The following is a 17,920-nucleotide window of genomic DNA, read 5'->3' as shown; positions in this document are numbered from 1 at the left end:
GTGGTAGATCTGGCAGGTGTGTGGGGAAGGCGGTTGCGCTTACCTCGGGAGGCCTGCACGGCGTCCTGAAATGAGGACTGAGCGGCTCGCAAGGGCCGTTGACCACCGTGCAGGAGTCAGCAGAGGGCATATTGTGCGCTGGGCAGCGCGTTGTTCCGGAGGGTTGAAGTCCCTCTGGCGCCCGGATGAGGGGCGCCATATCCGAAAGCGGGGGTAATGCCTTGCTGGCCGGAGAGAGGTGGGAAGGTATGGAGACGTCTAACCGGGCACGAAGGCGAAAGCCGGAAACGGACAAGGCGGACCTGAAGCCATCATCTCGCAGTACTCCGGAGGGCAGGGTGTCCGCCGCGAGGCGGAATCCGAAGGGCATGAGGAGAAGTACCGGGCCGTAGTCGATGGGGGCTGCCCCGATGACGAACCGGTCGGCCAAAGGTGGGGTAAGGTCGAGCCTGCACTATGGAGGCGAAGGCGTTCTCATACACCCACCGCACCAAGGTGTTTGCGGACGGCACGGTACGGAAGAACAGCGTGTGACCCCAGGAGAACTGGCACAGTCCGCGGGTGGCACCGCGGGAAGTGAGCCTATAAGCGAGGAGCGAAGTGGCGAGCGGTGCTGTGTCAGTAGTCGGACGGCTGAGTAGTACCTGAAGCGTGGCTAAAACCACGTGACCGAGCGATCGGCGACAGAAGTGGGTCGGGGAAGGCAGCCGGCGAAGATGATTGGGAAGAACCCGGACGGCAGTGAGTAAGGACACGGAGGAGGATCAGTTCCATGAGCGAAATACCCGTACATCCGCGCCCGAGGAGACTGTCTGACTGGATCAACCCGATGGAAGCAAGGAAGGTCCACTCATTAATTGACAAGGTTTATCAACGGAAGAATCTGGAAGTCGCCTGGGAGCGAGTCCGGGCCAACCGGGGTAGTGGCGGTGTCGATGGAATCAGCGTGGCAGACTTTGCCGAACAGGCGGACCAGCATCTGGACCGTCTGCAGGCAGAACTGCGTGCGCGGACCTATCAGCCGCAACCGGTCCGGCGGGTCTCGATCCCGAAAGTCGGCAAACCGGGGGAGTTCCGCAATCTCGGCATACCGTCGATTTACGATCGCGTATGTCAGCAGGCGCTGCTCAACCGTCTGGAGCCGATCTTCGAGCCGGTATTCGACGAGGCCAACTTCGGGTATCGGCGAGGGCGATCGACACACGACGCTTTGCGCAAGATCTGGAGGGAGATCGAGGGCGGCAGGGAATGGATTGTTGATGCTGATCTGAAGGACTTCTTTGGATCAGTTGACCATGACAAACTTCTGTCGCTCATTGCCCAGCGCATCGCTGACGGTCGGGTACTAAGCCTGATCAAGGCGATGCTTAAAGCCGGTAGTTTCGGCAAGGGTCGTCTCTTTCCGAGCGAGCGTGGAACGCCGCAAGGTGGGGTAGCTTCACCGCTGCTCAGCAATATCCTCCTGACGCCGTTTGATCGGGAGATGCGGCTTAAGGGCTACCAGCTTACCCGTTACGCGGATGACTGGGTGATCACCTGTTCATCCCAGGCAGAAGCGCGCGCAGCCATCGCGGCGGCGACGAAGATTCTGAGCGCACTGGGTGTGCAACTCCATCCGCAGAAGACGCGGATCGTGCATGTCCGGTTTGGATTCGAGTTTCTCGGCTACAAGATCAAGCGTGGGCGGCAGTTATCGCTGCCCACGGCCAAAATCCGCAGTGGCGCCCGATCGGGTGCGCTGTACGCGTACCCCCGGGAGAAATCGGTCCAGCGTTTCATGGATCAGGTGCGTCGTCTTACAAAGAGATGTGTGCCGCTTCGAACGCGGGAGCTGATTGGACGGCTCAATCCCATCCTGCGGGGCTGGGGGCACTACTACAAGCGCTCCCACGTCCGGCGAATCTTCAACCGGCTCAACCGATGGATCGTGCGGCGTATCTGGTCGCATCGATTCAAGCGCTGGCGCAATATGGGCTGGAAGGTCTTGCCCGAGGCGCGGCTCTATGGCGAGTTCGGGTTGGTCAACCTTGTGCAACTGATACCTTCAATTGCGTCCCAGCATGCTGCATCTTCGTGAAAGCTGCATGCCGGAAAACGGCACGTGCAGTTTGAGCGGCGGACGGAGGCCAGCGCGTCAGCGCGCCTCCTCCGACCCAACAGGGCGGCGACGCCTGAAGGCCCGAACGGAAAGGAGCGGCGAGTAAGCCGGAGAACTCGACATGGGAGCGCAGCAGAAAACGCATCGCGTCCTCGACAGCGGAGGCAGGGGTGAAGCTCCGATGGCTGCTGATCGAGGGGCTGAACCTATGGCGGCGAACCCCGAGTCTGAAAGCCCGTCGGCATATGACCGACTGATGGAAGAAGTCTGCGAAAGGGGGAACCTGAAGCAGGCGTTGAAGCGTGTGAAAGCTAACAAGGGCGCACCGGGCGTGGACGGGATGACCGTTCAGGCATTACCGGCGTACCTGCGGGAGCATTGGCCGTCGATACGGGCCACGCTGCTGAACGGCACATACCAGCCTCAACCTGTGAGACGGGTCGAGATACCCAAGCCGGATGGCGGTGGCGTGCGCAAGCTCGGCATCCCTTCTGCGCCTGACCGATTCGTCCAGCAGGCGGTCTTGCAGGTGTTGCAAAGGCAGTGGGACCCGACGTTCTCGGACTCCAGCTACGGTTTCCGTCCGGGACGCTCGGCGCATCAGGCAGTGGCGCAGGCGCAAAGCTACATCCAGTCGGGGTATCGATGGGTTGTAGATTTGGATCTGGAGAAATTCTTCGATCGCGTGAGCCACGACATCTTGATGAGTCGGGTGGCAAAACGGGTTAGTGACAGACGCGTTCTGAAGCTGATTCGCTCCTTCCTGACGGCGGGCGTGATGGAGCACGGGCTGGTTGGTGCGACGGACGAGGGCACCCCCCAGGGTGGTCCCCTGTCGCCGTTGTTATCCAATCTGATGCTCGACGAGCTTGACCGGGAGCTTGAGCGACGCGGGCTGCGTTTCGTGAGGTACGCCGACGATTGTAACGTCTATGTACGCAGCGAACGCGCGGGCCAGCGGGTGATGGCGGGGCTGAAAGCCTTCCTCACCGGCAAGCTGAAGCTGAAGGTCAATGAAGCGAAGAGCGCCGTCGCACGGCCACACACGCGGACGTTTCTGGGCTTCACCTTCTCGGGGCGGGAGCAGATCAAACGGCGCATTGCGCCCAAGGCACTGGCTCGCTTCAAGGATCGGGTCCGGGAACTGACTCAACGCACGCGCGGGGTCAGCGTCGACCAGATGATCGGCGCGCTGAAACGTTATCTGGCAGGGTGGCGGGGCTACTTCGGTTTCTGCGAAACGCCCAGCGTTCTGCAACGCCTGGATGAATGGATACGCCGCCGCATCCGCTGCTTCTTCTGGAAGCAGTGGAAACGGGGCCGCACAAGATTCCGGGAGCTGACAGTACGCGGCGTCAGCCGAAACCTTGCTGCCCAGACGGTCGGTTCGCCACACGATGCGTGGCGGCTGAGTTGCAGTCCCGCGCTGGGCATCGCCTTGTCAAACCGTTACCTTCGCTCGCTGGGGCTTCCATCACTAAGGCCATAGTCGATTAACCGATCCGAACCGCCGTGTACGGACCCGTACGCACGGTGGTGTGGGAGGGGTCGGGCCGCGAGGCCTGCCCCTATCCCGATCAAAGCAATCTACTCAACCGCGTCAGCGCGTGAAACGCGCCGCGCGATCGAAATCTTCAAGCTGCCGGACGCGCCGGAATTCGCCCGTCCGGTCCGTAGAAACCGGCCTTCTGAGGCACGGCCACTTGCAGCGCGGTCAGCGCGCGCTGGTTGTAGTCCATCCGCACGCGGATCAGCTCGCCGTTGCTCGTATTGAAGCGCCGCGCCCGCTCGGCGGCTTTTTGCAGCAGCGCCCATTGCTCGGCGAGCCGCGTATCCGCGCTGGCGGCGAGTTCCATACCGGGCCAGCCGGCCGGAAAGCCCATTTCCGCAAGCAGCGCGTCGCGCGTCGCTTCCAGATTTGCGAGCGTGCCGATCAGTTCGGTTTTCTTTTCAACGATTGGCGGCAGCAGTTCGAGCGGCGACAAGGCGGTCAGTGCCTTGGTCTCGAGCGCCAGAATCGAGGCGAACGCCTCGACGGCCGAATATTCTTCGATGAGGGTGGCAAGCAGGGCGTCTTTCATCTCAACAACTCGCTGAACACGACGACTCGCGCATGATTCGCGAGCCGGGTTTGTCGAACGCCGCCCGGCACTTCACCGTACTTCGATGCGTCGGTTAGTTGCCGGTCGACGAGGTTTTGCTTTGCAACAGTTCGCGCGCGGTGTTCAGCACGCCGTCGGCGATCTTGCTCGAATCGATCGTGAGCGAGCCATCCTTGATGGCTGCCTTGATCGACTCGACGTGCGCCGTGTCGATATCGGCTGAGCCGGATGCCGCGAGACTGCGCAGATGCTGCGACAGACCCGACAGGCTGACGCTGGCGTCGCCCGAGCTCGAACCGCTGGTGGTGGTCTGCGAGGCTGTGCCCGCACTCTGCGCGTTGGTGTTCGCGGTCGCCGCGTCGCTTTGCTGCGAGCGGGACAGGGCGTCTTTCAACGTCGGCAGATTCGAATTGGTTGTGGAATCGACTTTCACGATTGGCTTCCTGAACGATTTGATTCTGATAACGGCAACCCGTGATCAAAACTTTAGCGCAATCGCTCCGGGTGTTACCTTTCCTTACAAGTCGATTTGGCCCCACGACGGGTTCCATGGGCACTACATCCACAGCGCCCGAATCCGCCTCGGCGCGCGGGTTGCCGGACTTGCCGCCGCACTCGCCGCCGCGCAGTTTCACAATTGAATCTCCACCGTCGAACCATCCTTGACGATGCCGGAGATGATCTGGCCGTTGGCCGTCTTCACCCGTACCTGCTGACCCGGCGAGGCGTTGTTCATCGCGCTGCCTTCGGCCGAAATCGCGAACCCTTCGCCCGCTGCGACGACCCGAACCGTTTGTCCGATCGACACCGCCGACGCGCTTTTCAGCATGTCGCGGCGCAGCGGCATGCCGCCAGCGATGCGCACGAGCGACACCGAGCCGACCGCCTGCGACGGGTCCGTGACGATTGCCTGCGGCAAACCGGTCAGGTCGCCGTCGCGCGCGACGAGGTCGGCGGCCGTGAACACTTCACCCGGCGCCATCGCGCGGGCGGCCAGATAGTAGGTGGCGTGCAGCGAAATGCGCGCTTGCAGATAGATGGTCCACGGCCGTTCGCCGGCGCAACGCACGCCAACGGTCATACGGCCCCACAGGCGCGCGCCGCTGGGCATGAAGGGCTCGAGCATCGTGCAGGCCGCGAGCCCGCGCGGAAACGCTGGGGCGACGGTGATGTCGACCTTGCCCGGCAAGCCTGCCGATTGCTGCTGCAAGAAGGCGAGCGCCGCGCTGCGGATCGCCTCGGCGTCCTGCTGGCCCGGGAGCGGCACGGGTTGCGCCACCACGGCGGGGCGCAGATTCGGTTGCGTGACCGCGGGCGCCACCTGGCGCATCGCCGGCGTGCGGGCGATGGTCGCGGGCGGTGTCGGCATCGGCGCGGGCGTTGCCGCGGCCGCCGGTGCGGGCTTCGATGCGGCTGCGGGGGGCACAATGGGTTTGCCGTTCGCGCCCAACTGGGGCGGCTCGCCGCGCGAAGCAAGACTGTCGAAGCCGCTGGCCGCCGGCGCGTTGCTGGTTGCGCTTTCCACACCGTTGCTGGGCGAGTTGGCGAGCACCGATTGCACGCCGGTGCCTTGCCGCGATCCCGGCGCCATATTGACGCGTGCAAGGTCGGCCGCGGGATTAGCCATCGCCGCCGCATTGGCGCTGCCCGGCGCGGGAATCGTCACGACCCCGTTCGCGTCGGGCTTGAAACTGGTACGGATCATCTGCGGCGCGGCAGGCGGTTCGCCCGCGCCCGCAATGACGATCGAGCCACTTGCATTGGCGGCGCGCGTGAATGGATCGGCGTTGCGTGCGACCGGTCCCGGCGTGAGCGACTGCGCGGTAGCGGCGGCAAGCGTTGCCGCGGACCCGGTGCGTTTCGCGGGCGTTGCCTGCATCTGCGCGGCCAGATCGGCGAGGGCGGCGGGATTCTTTTCACCGGGGCCAGGAATCACGATGGAGGCGCCGGTGTCCTGCGCCTGCGCAACCGGAAGCAGCACGATGCCGCCGGCGACCCACACCGCCAGGCTCACAACGAGGCGAGTCAGGAGACCGCGTGCCCCACACGAAGCACGCCGGACCGCGCCCACGCGATGCGCCGCCGCGCGGCTTGCGCGGTGCGTCGGATCGAAGCTGGATTGGTCCATCGTGTTTCTCCATCGAATGCATCGGTACGTCTTGCATTCTAGTGAGCGCCCCCATTGCGCAAACGTTGAATAGAAGCCCCCTTTCCCGGTTATTCGTCCGATTGCCACTTGCGTTCGGCCCATAAGATGCACTTCATGCAAAAAGGTCTTCCCGGCCGACGCATGCCTCGTGCGAGGCATTGCCAGGCACAAGCGGGAAGCCTCGGGAACGTTCTCCGGAGATTTCTATGCTGGACAAACTCGATGCCGAATTCGCCTTTGGCCGCCAGGCGCTCGATGTGCGCGCTTACCGGCAGGAGCTGCTGTCGTCGAATATCGCCAACGCCGATACCCCCGGGTACAAGGCGCGCGATGTCGACTTCGCTTCGTCGCTGGCCGGCGCGCTGAAGAAGACGGGCGGCGGTGTGGGCACGGGCGCCTCGAACAATTCGACGCTCGCCATGACCCAGCCCGCCGGGGTGACGAGCGGCATGTCGATGGTGTCGACCGCGCCGGGCCACATGTCCGGCAAGACGACGCTGACGCCGACCGGCGGCACGCCGGACGACTACGGCAATCTGCAATACCGCATTCCGACGCAGCCCGCGCTCGACGGCAACACGGTCGACATCGATACCGAGCGGGTGCAGTTCGCGGACAACACGTTGCACTTCGAATCGGGCATGACGGTGCTGTCGGGCCAGATCAAGACGATGCTCGCGGCGATTCAGTCGGGCTCGTAGTCGAGCTTGTAGAGAGCCGGCATAACGACCGGCACCGCACAGAGTCACGCAGTACGCAGGAACAATCGCTACGGGATTTAACGGAAGCCGGGTCGAACCGCGCAACTACGTTGCATGGGACCGGAGTAAGAGCTTTGCATGGGACCAGAGTAGGCGCTAAAGCGCCAACTCTGGTCGACAGCTGAAGCGCTAACTCCGGTCGACATAGGAGAGGGAAGGAAACATGCCATCTTTGATGAACATTTTTGGTGTTGCAGGCTCCGCGATGTCGGCGCAGTCGCAGCGGCTCAACGTGACGGCGTCGAATCTCGCCAACGCGGACAGCACGACCGGCCCGGACGGCCAGCCGTACAAGGCCAAACAGGTCGTGTTCGCGGTCAATCCGATTGGCGGCGCGCGCTCGGGCTCCGGCCAGCAGATCGGCGGCGTGCAGGTCACCGGCGTGGTCGACGACCCGACGCCGATGAAAACCGCCTACGACCCCGGCAACCCGGCAGCCAATTCGGACGGTTACGTCACGCTGCCCAACGTCGACCCGGTGCAGGAAATGGTCAACATGATCTCGGCCTCGCGCTCGTACCAGGCCAACGTCGAGACCCTGAACACCGCCAAGACGCTGATGCTGAAAACGCTCACGATCGGAACCTGAGGAGAGCTCCTTGACCACCAATACCACCATCGGCAGCAACGGCACCAACGTGTCGCAAACGCTGCTCGATACGATGAACGGCACGAGCAGCAGCAAGAGTGCGACCAGCGCCACCAGCTCGACCGGCAGCACGTCGGGCACCTCGGCGACCGATCTGCAGAACACCTTTCTGCAATTGCTCGTCGCGCAGTTGAAGAACCAGGATCCGACCAATCCGATGGACAGCTCGCAGATGACCTCGCAGCTGGCGCAGATCAACACGGTGTCGGGCATCAGCCAGCTGAACACGACGCTCACCTCGCTCGCCACCCAGATGTCGGCAGGCCAGCAGTCGCAAGCCGCGCTGCTGATCGGCTCGACCGTGCTCGCGCCGGGCAACTCGGTGTCGGTCGCAAGCGGCAAGGCCGGCGCGTTCGGCGTGCAGCTCGCCAACTCGGTGAGCGATCTGCAGGTGGTCGTGAAGAACTCGGCGGGCACGATCGTCAACACGATCGACCTCGGCAAGCAGTCGGCCGGCACGATTCCAGTGGGCTGGACGCCGACCGACACGGCCGGCAATACGCTGCCCGACGGCACCTACACGATCAGCGCAGTCGGCACGATCAACGGTCAGCAGGCTACGGCCACCACGCTCGCGGGCGCGACGGTGCAAAGCGTCGTCATGCAAAGCAGCGGTACGCCGGGCCTCGTGCTGTCGAACGGCTCGACCGTGGGGCTGACCAGCGTCGCCGCCATCCTCTGATTCAGATTCTGTCAGTTACGTCTTTCCAGATACGGAGACCGTCATGGGTTACCAACAAGGTTTGAGTGGTTTGTCGGCGTCGTCGAGCGACCTCGACGTGATCGGCAACAACATCGCCAACGCGAATACGGTTGGCTTCAAGAGCGGCGCGGCGCAATTCGCCGACATGTACGCCAATTCGGTGGCGACGGCGGTGGGCAACCAGGTCGGCATCGGTACGAAGCTTTCCGAAGTGCAGCAGCAGTTTGCGCAGGGCACGATCACCAGCACCAACCAGGCGCTCGACGTCGCGATCAACGGCAACGGCTTCTTCCAGCTGTCGAACAACGGCTCGCTGGTGTACTCGCGCAACGGCGTGTTCCAGCTCGACAAGAACGGCAACATCGTCAACGCGCAAGGCCTGCAACTGATGGGCTATGCCGCGAACACCGCGGGCATCATCAATACCGCGCAAACCGTACCGCTCAGCGTGCCGACGGCGAACATCGCGCCGCAAGCGACCACCAAGATCGTCGCCGGTTTGAACCTGAACGCGCAGGATCCGCTCATGCTCGGCACGCCGGTCGTGACGCCCGGCGTTCACACCGGCACGACTACCACCACCGGCGCGACCATCACGAACACCGCTTCGGGCACGAACAACGACAACTACACCGTCACGTTCACGAGCCCGACTACGTACACGGTGACGGACACCACGCTCGGTACGACGACCGCCCCTGCTACGTACACGGCCGGCACGTCGATCCCGCTGGGCAATGGCCAAACCGTCACGTTCAACGGCGTGCCGGCGACCAACGACACCTACACGATCGCGCCGACCCCGGTTGCGTTCAACCAGAACAGCTCGTCGACGTACAACTACTCGACCAGCACGACGGTCTACGACTCGCTCGGCGGCTCGCAGACGGTCAACATGTACTTCGCCAAGACCTCGGCGGGTACGTGGAATGTGTACGCTGGCACCTCGACCGGCACCGCGAACCTGGTCGGCCACGCGAACTTCAATTCGTCGGGCACGCTGCTCGGCACCACCGACGCGGCCGGCGTCGCCACCACCACGCCGTTCGTCTTCAACTTCGGCATTCCGACCACCGACGGTTCGTCGACGCCGCAGAACCTCACGCTGAATATCGCCGGCACGACGCAGTACGGCGGCAAGGACGGCGTGAACTCGCTGCAGCCCGACGGCTACGCAGCCGGCACGCTGACGAGCTTCACGATCGGCGCGGACGGCACGCTGACCGGCAACTACTCGAACCAGCAAACCGCGGCGCTCGGCCAGGTCGTGCTCGCGAACTTCTCGAACCAGAACGGTCTCGTGAACCTCGGCAACAACGAGTTCCAGCAAACGTCCCAATCGGGCGTCGCGCAGATCTCCGCACCGGGCTCAACCAATCACGGCGTGCTGCAAGGCGGCGCGGTGGAAAACTCGAACGTCGACCTGACGAGCGAACTGGTGAACCTGATCACCGCGCAACGCAACTATCAAGCGAACGCGCAGACGATCAAGACCCAGCAGACCGTCGACCAGACCCTGATCAACCTGTAAGCGACCGGGACTAACCCATCATGGATCGGCTGATCTACACCGCGATGTCGGGCAGCACGCAAGCGCTCGAACAGCAGGCTATCGTTGCCAACAATCTGGCGAACGCCTCGACCACCGGCTTTCGCGCGCAGCTTGCGACTTTCCGCGCCGTGCCGATGGCGTTCGGCGACGGCAGCTCGATCAACGACAACACCACGCGCACCTTCGTGCTGTCGTCGACGCCGGGCGCCGACTATACGCCGGGGCCGATCCAGCAGACGGGCAACCCGCTCGACGTGGCGATTCAGGGTCCGGGCTGGCTGGCGGTGCAGACCGCCGACGGCAACGAGGCTTACACGCGCGCCGGCAATCTGCACGTTGACGAAAACGGGCAACTGGTGAACGCCATGAACCAGACCGTGCTCGGCAACGGCGGCCCGGTATCGGTGCCGCCGGGAGCGGAAATCACCATCGGCAAGGACGGCACGGTGTCCGCGCTGACGCCGGGCGATCCGCCGACGGCGGTGGTGACGGTCGATCAGCTGAAGCTGGTGAATCCGGATCCGCAAACCATGACGCGCGGCGACGATGGTCTCTTTCGTACCGCCGACGGCAATGCCGCCGACGCCGATCCGGCCGTCACGCTGGCGCCGGCATCGCTTGAAGGCAGCAACGTGAATCCGGTCAGCGCGATGGTCTCGATGATCACCAACGCCCGCCAGTTCCAGATGCAGACCAAGCTGCTGGAAAGCGCGGATAAGAACGACCAGTCCGCCAACCAGTTGCTCAGCTTTAGCTAACGGATGGGATCGGACTAAGCGCTAAAGCGCTAACTCCGGTCGACACAGGAGAAGAATAGTGAATCGCTCACTCTACATCGCCGCTACCGGCATGAATGCGCAACAGGCGCAGATGGACGTGATCTCGAACAACCTCGCGAACGTGAGCACCAACGGCTTCAAGGGTTCGCGCGCGGTGTTCGAGGATCTGCTGTATCAAACCATCCGCCAGCCGGGTGCGAACTCGACACAAAACACCGAGCTGCCGTCCGGCATCCAGCTCGGCACGGGTGTGCAACAGGTCGCGACCGAACGTCTGTACACGCAGGGCAACCTGCAGCAGACCGGCAACTCGAAAGACATCGCGATCAACGGTCAGGGCTTTTTCCAGGTGCAGATGCCTGACGGCACGACCGCCTACACGCGTGACGGTTCGTTCCAGACCAACGCGCAAGGCCAGCTCGTCACGTCGAGCGGCTATCAGGTGATTCCGGCGATCACGATTCCGAACAACGCGACCTCGCTGACCATCGGCAGCGACGGCGTAGTGTCGATCACCGTGGCAGGCTCGACCAACAGCCAGCAGCTCGGCTCGATGCAGGTCGCCACCTTCATCAACCCGGCCGGTCTGGATGCGAAGGGTGAGAACCTGTTCTCGGAAACTGCTTCGTCGGGTGCGCCGAATGTCGCGCAACCGGGCCTGAACGGCGCCGGCACGCTCAATCAGGGTTACGTGGAAGCGTCGAACGTGAACGTGGTGCAGGAACTGGTGAACATGATCCAGACGCAGCGCGCTTACGAAATCAACAGCAAGGCCGTGACGACGTCCGACCAGATGCTGCAGACCCTCAGCCAGATGCAGGTTTAAGGCGTAGGGACTGGGAATTAAGAGGCGTTACCAAGATGTCGCACTTCACTCGTAATCCGGTTCACTCGCGCACCGCTCAGGCGCTCGTGCAGCTTACGCTGCTCGCGGCGCTGGGCGGCTGCGGCCTCGTGCCGAAGCAGCCGATCACCCAGCAGCCGATGACGGCACTGCCGCCGATGCCGCCGCAAGCGCAGTCGCCGGGCTCGATTTTCAATCCGGGTTACGCGGGCCGGCCATTGTTCGAAGACCAGCGGCCGCGCAATGTCGGCGACATCCTGACGATCGTGATTCAGGAAAACGTCAACGCGACCAAGTCGTCGGGTGCCAACGCGAATCGCTCGGGGAACACGGCCTTTAGCGTGCCGACCGCGGGCTTCCTCGGCGGCCTGTTCGGCAAGACCAACTTGGCCGCGAGCGGCAGCAACGGGTTCCAGGGCACCGGCGGCGCGAACGCGTCGAACACCTTCAACGGCACCATCACCGTGACGGTGACGGGTGTGCTGCCGAACGGCAACCTGATGGTGAGCGGCGAAAAACAGATGCTGATCAACCAGGGCGATGAATTCGTGCGTTTCTCCGGCGTGGTGAATCCGAACACGATCTCCAACCTGAATGCCGTGTACTCGACCCAGGTGGCCGACGCGAAGATCGAATACTCCGCGAAGGGCTATCTCAACGAAGCCGAGAACATGGGCTGGTTGCAGCGCTTCTTCCTTAACGTGTCGCCGTGGTGATCATGCGTACCGTCTTCTTTCGCTCCGGCCGCCTCAATCGCCCCAGCCGGTTCACGCGGCTGGTTCAGCTCGGCCGCGCCATGGCGCTGCTCGCACTCGCCTGCGCGGCCTTGCCGGTGGCGACGCCCGCCTATGCCGAACGTCTGAAGGACCTCGTGCAGATCCAGGGCGTGCGTGACAACCCGCTGATCGGCTACGGCCTCGTCGTCGGTCTCGACGGCACGGGCGACCAGACCACGCAAACCCCGTTCACCACGCAGACGCTCGCCAACATGCTGGCGAACCTCGGCATCTCGATCAACAACCAGGCGGCGGGCTCGAGCAATCAGCAATCGTCGCTGTCGAACATCCAGTTGAAGAACGTCGCCGCGGTGATGGTGACGGCGGTGTTGCCGCCCTTCGCGCGTCCCGGCGAAGCGATCGACGTGACGGTGTCGTCGCTCGGCAATTCGAAGAGCCTGCGTGGCGGCACGCTGCTGCTCACGCCTCTCAAAGGCGCGGACGGCCAGGTGTATGCGCTCGGTCAGGGCAACGTGGCGGTCGGCGGCGCCGGCGCCAGCGCGAACGGCAGCAAGGTGCAGGTGAATACGCTCAATGCGGGCCGCGTTGCCGGCGGCGCGATCGTCGAACGCGCGGTGCCTACGTCGGTATCGCAAGCGGGCACCATGCAGCTCGACCTGAACGAGATGGACTACGACACCACGCAACGCGTCGTAGCCGCGGTGAACAATGCGTTTGGCAGCGGCACCGCCACGGCGCTCGACGGCCGCACGATTCAACTGCGCGCGCCGTCCGATCCGGAACAGCAGGTCGCCTTCATGGCGCAATTGCAGAATCTCGACGTGAAACCGGCGCAAGCCGCCGCGAAAGTGATCCTGAACGCACGTACCGGCTCGATCGTGATGAACCAGATGGTCACGTTGCAAAGCTGCGCGGTGGCGCACGGCAATCTGTCGGTGGTGATCAATACGCAGCCGGTGGTGAGTCAGCCGGGCGCGTTCTCGAACGGCCAGACGGTGGTGGCCAAACAGTCGCAGATTCAGTTGAAGCAGGACAACGGCGCACTGAAGCTGGTGACCGCCGGCGCCAACCTGGCCGAAGTGGTGAAGGCGCTCAACGCACTGGGTGCGACACCTGCGGATCTGATGTCGATCCTGCAGGCCATGAAGGCGGCGGGCGCTCTGCGCGCCGACCTGGAAATCATCTAAGGAAGACACAAGATGAATTCGGATACGACCAATTCGGCCAACGCGGCGAACGACCTGACCCAGCGCTTTGCGCTCGACGTGCAGGGCTTCGGCAAATTGAGCGCGCAGGCCAAGGCTTCGCCGCAAGCCGGCATGAAGATGGCCGCGCAGCAGTTCGACGCGGTGTTCACGCAGATGATGCTGAAAAGCATGCGCGATGCGACGCCGCAGGACGGCCCGTTCGACTCGCACGACAGCGCCACCTTCACGTCGATGATGGATCAGCAGTTGTCGCAACAGATGTCGCAGAAGGGCATCGGCGTGGCTGACGCGATGCTCAAGCAGATGATGCGTAATCAGGGCATGCAGGTGGGCAGCGCGAACGGCGCGGGCGGTGGCCTGACCGGCATGGCCAATGCGCTGGGCGGCGGCAGCGGTGGCGACGAAGGCCAGACGGCGGCGCTGAACGCGCTGGCAAAAGCCTACGGCAACGCGCAGGCCAATGGCCAACTGGCGATGGGCAAGGGCTACTCGGCCAACAGCGCACTGACTCCGCCGATCAAAGGCGACGGCAGCTCGCCGAGGGTCGACGCGTTCGTCGACAAGCTCGCCGGACCGGCCCAAGCCGCGAGCGCGGCAACCGGCATTCCGGCTCGCTTTATCATCGGCCAGGCCGCGCTCGAATCGGGCTGGGGCAAGAGCGAGATCAAGAAGGCGGACGGTTCGACCAGCCACAACGTGTTCGGCATCAAGGCGACCAAAGACTGGAGCGGCAAGACCGTTTCGACGGTCACGACTGAATATGTGAACGGCAAGCCGCAACGCACGGTCGAAAAATTCCGCGCGTACGACTCGTATCAGGAAGCGATGACCGACTACGCGAGCCTGCTCAAGGGCAACCCGCGCTACGCACAGGTGATCAATTCCGCGCATGACGTGAATGGTTTTGCCAACGGCATGCAGCGCGCCGGTTACGCTACGGATCCGCATTACGCGAAAAAACTGATGTCCATCATGCAGAAAATGGGCTGATTGCCGTTAATGCAGGTGCGCGGCAGGTGCGTGGCAGATGCGCAGTTGCATTCGACCGCGCAGCCGGTCAGTTTATGCGGTCTGATTTTCTCGAATACTGTATGCACGCGACGGGGCCAGGTGCATAACAAGACGGACGAGGCCGGCCGCCTGCGGGCGGCCGGTCCACCCGCATATCCGGCATGATTGCAGCCGGGATTCGATGCAACCGGATTTCACTGGCGACATATCGGCGTTTTAACGTTTGCGGCAAATATTTCATTACAGGCCCCTAAATTTTGGCCGAAAGCTGCCGCTAATCAGTTAGACCCGATACCGGAAAGCGTTGTAATGTCCGGTTGAATGCGCGTGCTGCGGCTTCGATGAAGACCGCGCGAAAGCCCCGGCAGGAGCCTTGGCACGCGCCCGCAAGAACATGCATACCGGCAAGCCCATGGATACTACCCAGTCGCACGGCCAGACCGACGCACCCGGCCAGTCGCACGCACAGCTAGACGAGAGCGCACCCGATTTCGGTCGTCGCAATCCACTGGAGATCGGCGTTCAGTTACGCAACCTCGTGAATCGAGGCGATTTCCTCACCGTTGAATATGCGGGCGGTCAACTCGTAACGCGACTGCTCGATGTCGACGTGCGCGGGCGCACCTTCACGTTCGACTGGGGCGCGCTCTCCGACCAGAACAAAGGCTTATTGGGCGCGCCGCGCTGCCAGTTCCATGCGTCGCCTGACGGCGTGCGCGTCGAGTTCGCGACCGGCACGCCGCGTGAAACCCGCTACGAAGGACTGCCTGCGTTCGAGGCCAACTTCCCCGAGGTGCTGTTTCACGTTCAGCGCCGCGAGTATTTCCGCGTCGATGCGCCGATTCTCGATCCGTATATGTGCAGCGGCCGTTTGCCCGAAGGCGACACGTTCCGCTTCGAAGTGCACGATCTGTCGCTCGGCGGCGTCGGCATGCGCACCTCGGATGAACGTGTGGCTGAATTGCCGATGGGCACGCGCCTGCAGGATTGCGAACTGTCGCTCGGCTCGCTCGGCCGGCTTTCGCTCGATCTGCAACTGGTGTCGCACCGCTCCACCGCGTTGCCGAACGGCACGCAGCGCTATCAGCTCGGGTTCCGTTTCCTGACGCTGCCGGGCAGCGCCGAAAACACGCTGCAACGTCTGATTACGCAACTCGAAATGAAGCGCCGCTCACTGGTGCGCTAGACAAGCTAGGAAGCCTTGCGGCACGCGCCTCGCAAACGTTGAAACAAACGTCGAACACACATCGGAATGGCCCTCAATTTTTCCTCGCCGGGGCCGTTAAACAGATTGTTCAAGTAACGCGGCGGCAAGTGGTCGGTGTCGCCCTTCAGGATGACGCATGTCGAGCAACCTCATCAATCTCGGACTCAGTGGACTGAACGCAGCCCAGTGGGGACTCACGACGACGGGCCAGAACATCAGCAACGCGTCGACGCCCGGCTACACGATCGAGACCCCGGTCTACGCGGAAAGCGCCGGCCAGTACACGGGTTCCGGTTTTCTGCCGCAAGGTGTCTCGACCGTCACCGTGACGCGCCAGTACAGCCAGTACCTGACCACTGAGCTGAACAACGCGCAGAGTTCGGGCAGCTCGCTGTCGACGTACAACACGATGATCTCGCAGTTGAACAATCTGATCGGCAGCCCGACCTCGGGCATTGCGAGCGCGATCACCAGCTATTTCACCGGTTTGCAGAACGTCTCGAACAACGCCTCCAGCCTGGCTACCCGCCAGACCGCGATGAGCGGCGCGCAGACGCTCGTGAACCAGATCAATGCCGCGGGCCAGCAATACGACTCGCTGCGCCAGAGCGTCAACACGCAGCTCTCCAACACCGTTTCGCAGATCAACAGCTACACGCAACAGATCGCACAGCTAAATGGACAGATCGCATCGGCGAGCACACAAGGTCAGCCGCCGAACCAGTTGATGGATCAGCGCGATCAAGCCGTGTCGAGCCTGTCGCAACTGATCGGCGTGAACGTCGTGAACAGCAACGGCAGCTACAGCGTGTTCATGAGCAACGGCCAGCCGCTCGTCTCGGCCGGCAATAGCTACAACCTGGGCACGGCGCCTTCGACGGGCGACACCAGCGAACTGTCGGTGCAGTATCTCGGCCAGGCCGGTGCGAACCCGGCTGCCGCGCCGCAAAACCTGCCGGACAGCAAGATCACCGGCGGTACGCTGGGCGGTCTCGTCGCGTTCCGCAGCCAGACGCTCGACCCGGCCGAAGCGCAACTCGGCGCGATAGCGGTGAGCTTTTCCGCGCAGGTCAATGCGCAGAACGCCCTCGGCATCACGCTCGCGGGCGCCCAGGGCGGCGCGCTGTTCTCGGTGGGCGGCCCGACCGTCTACGCGAATACGCAGAACACCGGCAACGCGTCGTTGAACGTTTCGTTCGCGAACCCCGCGCAGCCGACCACCGGCGATTACACGCTGGCGTTCAACGGCAGCACCTACACGCTGACCGACAATTCGACCGGCAGTGTGGTGGGCTCGGCCACCAATCTGACCCAGCCGATCAACGGTCTGAATTTCTCGACCACCGGCACGATGAACGCCGGCGACTCGTTCACGGTCGAACCGACCCGCGGCGCGCTGAACAGCTTCAACACCGCGACCACGGACCCGTCGGCGATCGCCGCGGCAGCACCCGTGCTCGGCTCCGCGGCGTCGACCAATACCGGCACCGCCACGATCACGCAAGGCACGGTGACGGCCGGCTACACGATGCCGAATGCGACCACCACGCTGTCGTACAACGGTGCGGGTCTCTCCGGCTTCCCGGCAGGTTCGACGGTGACGATAGCGGGTACGCCCCCCACCGCTTACCCGATCGCCAGTGCGGCGACCGTCGTGCCGTATTCGGCGACCACCGGCGCGACGCTGACAATCACCAACCCGACCGCCGGCCAGATGAACAACGTCTCGGTGACGATCAGCGGCGCACCGGCGAGCGGTGACAAGTTCACCATCGGCCCGAACACCGGCGCGAACAACGACGGTCGCAATGCACTGGCGCTGTCGAACCTGTCCGCGGCGAAGGCATTGGGCGGCGGCACGGTCACGCTGGCGGGCGCGTATGCGAACTACGTCAACCTGGTCGGCAACCAGACCAACCAGATTCAGACCTCGAGCACGGCGCAGACCTCGCTGGTGACGCAGATCACCACCGCGCAGCAGTCGGTCTCGGGCGTGAACATCAACGAAGAAGCAGCCAACCTGCTTCAGTATCAGCAACTGTATCAGGCGAACAGCAAGGTCATCCAGACCGCGCAGACCCTGTTCCAGACGCTGCTTGGCATCTTCCAGTGAGGCGTTG

17 protein-coding genes are annotated in these 17,920 nt (G+C 63.4%); 14 read left to right on the top strand and 3 right to left on the bottom strand.

Translation table 11 applies throughout. The features are described from left to right. The first annotated feature begins 772 nt into the window (after positions 1-772). On the top strand, positions 773-2,077 hold the full coding sequence (gene ltrA / locus B0G76_RS33670) for a group II intron reverse transcriptase/maturase (RefSeq protein ID WP_120289905.1): 1,305 nt from the start codon (positions 773-775) through the stop codon (positions 2,075-2,077). A gap of 142 nt (positions 2,078-2,219) precedes the next feature. Then, positions 2,220-3,587, top strand: coding sequence for a group II intron reverse transcriptase/maturase (ltrA, locus tag B0G76_RS33665; RefSeq protein WP_120297141.1), 1,368 nt, complete (start codon positions 2,220-2,222; stop codon positions 3,585-3,587). A gap of 145 nt (positions 3,588-3,732) precedes the next feature. Here the strand turns inward: ltrA (B0G76_RS33665) and B0G76_RS33660 are convergent, their stop codons facing one another. Then, positions 3,733-4,179: a flagella synthesis protein FlgN gene (locus B0G76_RS33660; protein ID WP_120297140.1), complete on the bottom strand. Its 447-nt coding sequence runs from the start codon at positions 4,177-4,179 to the stop codon at positions 3,733-3,735. A 94-nt stretch (positions 4,180-4,273) separates the two neighbouring features. Beyond that, positions 4,274-4,633, bottom strand: a complete 360-nt coding sequence (gene flgM / locus B0G76_RS33655) for a flagellar biosynthesis anti-sigma factor FlgM (protein WP_120297139.1) — start codon at positions 4,631-4,633, stop codon at positions 4,274-4,276. Here flgM and B0G76_RS33650 point away from each other — a divergent pair. Continuing rightward, positions 4,617-4,841, top strand: a complete 225-nt coding sequence (locus tag B0G76_RS33650) for a hypothetical protein (RefSeq protein WP_120297138.1) — start codon at positions 4,617-4,619, stop codon at positions 4,839-4,841. The genes flgM and B0G76_RS33650 overlap by 17 nt on opposite strands. On the opposite strand, the gene flgA is transcribed toward B0G76_RS33650, so the two are convergent. Next, positions 4,832-6,328 (bottom strand): flagellar basal body P-ring formation chaperone FlgA, encoded by a 1,497-nt coding sequence (flgA, locus tag B0G76_RS33645; protein ID WP_120297137.1) that lies wholly within the window; start codon positions 6,326-6,328, stop codon positions 4,832-4,834. The two genes, B0G76_RS33650 and flgA, sit on opposite strands and share 10 nt — an antisense overlap. Before the next feature lie 227 nt (positions 6,329-6,555). Here flgA and flgB point away from each other — a divergent pair, with 227 nt between their 5' ends. The 11 genes from flgB (at position 6,556) to flgK (ending at position 17,913) form a co-directional block, all read left to right on the top strand. Beyond that, a complete protein-coding gene (gene flgB, locus B0G76_RS33640; protein WP_120297136.1) occupies positions 6,556-7,050 on the top strand; it encodes a flagellar basal body rod protein FlgB in 495 nt (164 codons plus the stop codon). A 223-nt stretch (positions 7,051-7,273) separates the two neighbouring features. Continuing rightward, positions 7,274-7,699 carry a flagellar basal body rod protein FlgC gene (gene flgC, locus B0G76_RS33635; protein ID WP_120297135.1) on the top strand — a complete coding sequence of 142 codons (426 nt, stop codon included), beginning with the start codon at positions 7,274-7,276 and terminating at the stop codon, positions 7,697-7,699. A 10-nt stretch (positions 7,700-7,709) separates the two neighbouring features. Continuing rightward, complete coding sequence (gene flgD, locus B0G76_RS33630) at positions 7,710-8,441, top strand: flagellar hook assembly protein FlgD (protein ID WP_120297134.1); 732 nt, start codon at positions 7,710-7,712, stop codon at positions 8,439-8,441. Between the two features lie 43 nt (positions 8,442-8,484). Next, on the top strand, positions 8,485-9,993 hold the full coding sequence (locus B0G76_RS33625; protein ID WP_120297133.1) for a flagellar hook protein FlgE: 1,509 nt from the start codon (positions 8,485-8,487) through the stop codon (positions 9,991-9,993). A gap of 20 nt (positions 9,994-10,013) precedes the next feature. Further along, positions 10,014-10,772 (top strand): flagellar basal-body rod protein FlgF, encoded by a 759-nt coding sequence (flgF, locus tag B0G76_RS33620; RefSeq protein ID WP_120297132.1) that lies wholly within the window; start codon positions 10,014-10,016, stop codon positions 10,770-10,772. Between the two features lie 58 nt (positions 10,773-10,830). Then, the gene (gene flgG, locus B0G76_RS33615) at positions 10,831-11,619 is read left to right on the top strand and encodes a flagellar basal-body rod protein FlgG (RefSeq protein WP_120297131.1); all 789 of its coding nucleotides are present in this window, start codon (positions 10,831-10,833) and stop codon (positions 11,617-11,619) included. A 35-nt stretch (positions 11,620-11,654) separates the two neighbouring features. Then, positions 11,655-12,353 carry a flagellar basal body L-ring protein FlgH gene (gene flgH / locus B0G76_RS33610; RefSeq protein ID WP_120297130.1) on the top strand — a complete coding sequence of 233 codons (699 nt, stop codon included), beginning with the start codon at positions 11,655-11,657 and terminating at the stop codon, positions 12,351-12,353. Between the two features lie 2 nt (positions 12,354-12,355). Continuing rightward, the gene (locus tag B0G76_RS33605; protein ID WP_409076772.1) at positions 12,356-13,561 is read left to right on the top strand and encodes a flagellar basal body P-ring protein FlgI; all 1,206 of its coding nucleotides are present in this window, start codon (positions 12,356-12,358) and stop codon (positions 13,559-13,561) included. Positions 13,562-13,573: 12 nt separating this feature from the next. Continuing rightward, on the top strand, positions 13,574-14,572 hold the full coding sequence (gene flgJ / locus B0G76_RS33600) for a flagellar assembly peptidoglycan hydrolase FlgJ (RefSeq protein WP_120297129.1): 999 nt from the start codon (positions 13,574-13,576) through the stop codon (positions 14,570-14,572). Between the two features lie 433 nt (positions 14,573-15,005). Next, the gene (locus tag B0G76_RS33595; RefSeq protein ID WP_183082261.1) at positions 15,006-15,779 is read left to right on the top strand and encodes a flagellar brake protein; all 774 of its coding nucleotides are present in this window, start codon (positions 15,006-15,008) and stop codon (positions 15,777-15,779) included. A gap of 157 nt (positions 15,780-15,936) precedes the next feature. Then, on the top strand, positions 15,937-17,913 hold the full coding sequence (flgK, locus tag B0G76_RS33590; protein WP_120297128.1) for a flagellar hook-associated protein FlgK: 1,977 nt from the start codon (positions 15,937-15,939) through the stop codon (positions 17,911-17,913). Positions 17,914-17,920 lie beyond the last annotated feature (7 nt).

Source organism: Paraburkholderia sp. BL23I1N1, from assembly GCF_003610295.1.
GTDB lineage: Bacteria > Pseudomonadota > Gammaproteobacteria > Burkholderiales > Burkholderiaceae > Paraburkholderia.
Note: the sequence above shows the minus strand (reverse complement) of the source record. Positions and strands in the feature narration are given on the sequence as shown.

Coding starts and splice junctions, on each gene's coding strand:
- flgC (WP_120297135.1), top strand. CDS start 7,274: ATGCCATCTTTGATGAACATTTTTGGTGTTGCAGGCTCCGCGATGTCG.
- flgA (WP_120297137.1), bottom strand. CDS start 6,328: ATGGACCAATCCAGCTTCGATCCGACGCACCGCGCAAGCCGCGCGGCG.
- B0G76_RS33660 (WP_120297140.1), bottom strand. CDS start 4,179: ATGAAAGACGCCCTGCTTGCCACCCTCATCGAAGAATATTCGGCCGTC.
- B0G76_RS33605 (WP_409076772.1), top strand. CDS start 12,356: ATGCGTACCGTCTTCTTTCGCTCCGGCCGCCTCAATCGCCCCAGCCGG.
- B0G76_RS33625 (WP_120297133.1), top strand. CDS start 8,485: ATGGGTTACCAACAAGGTTTGAGTGGTTTGTCGGCGTCGTCGAGCGAC.
- flgJ (WP_120297129.1), top strand. CDS start 13,574: ATGAATTCGGATACGACCAATTCGGCCAACGCGGCGAACGACCTGACC.
- flgF (WP_120297132.1), top strand. CDS start 10,014: ATGGATCGGCTGATCTACACCGCGATGTCGGGCAGCACGCAAGCGCTC.
- B0G76_RS33595 (WP_183082261.1), top strand. CDS start 15,006: ATGGATACTACCCAGTCGCACGGCCAGACCGACGCACCCGGCCAGTCG.
- ltrA (WP_120297141.1), top strand. CDS start 2,220: ATGGGAGCGCAGCAGAAAACGCATCGCGTCCTCGACAGCGGAGGCAGG.
- ltrA (WP_120289905.1), top strand. CDS start 773: ATGAGCGAAATACCCGTACATCCGCGCCCGAGGAGACTGTCTGACTGG.
- flgK (WP_120297128.1), top strand. CDS start 15,937: ATGTCGAGCAACCTCATCAATCTCGGACTCAGTGGACTGAACGCAGCC.
- flgB (WP_120297136.1), top strand. CDS start 6,556: ATGCTGGACAAACTCGATGCCGAATTCGCCTTTGGCCGCCAGGCGCTC.
- flgH (WP_120297130.1), top strand. CDS start 11,655: ATGTCGCACTTCACTCGTAATCCGGTTCACTCGCGCACCGCTCAGGCG.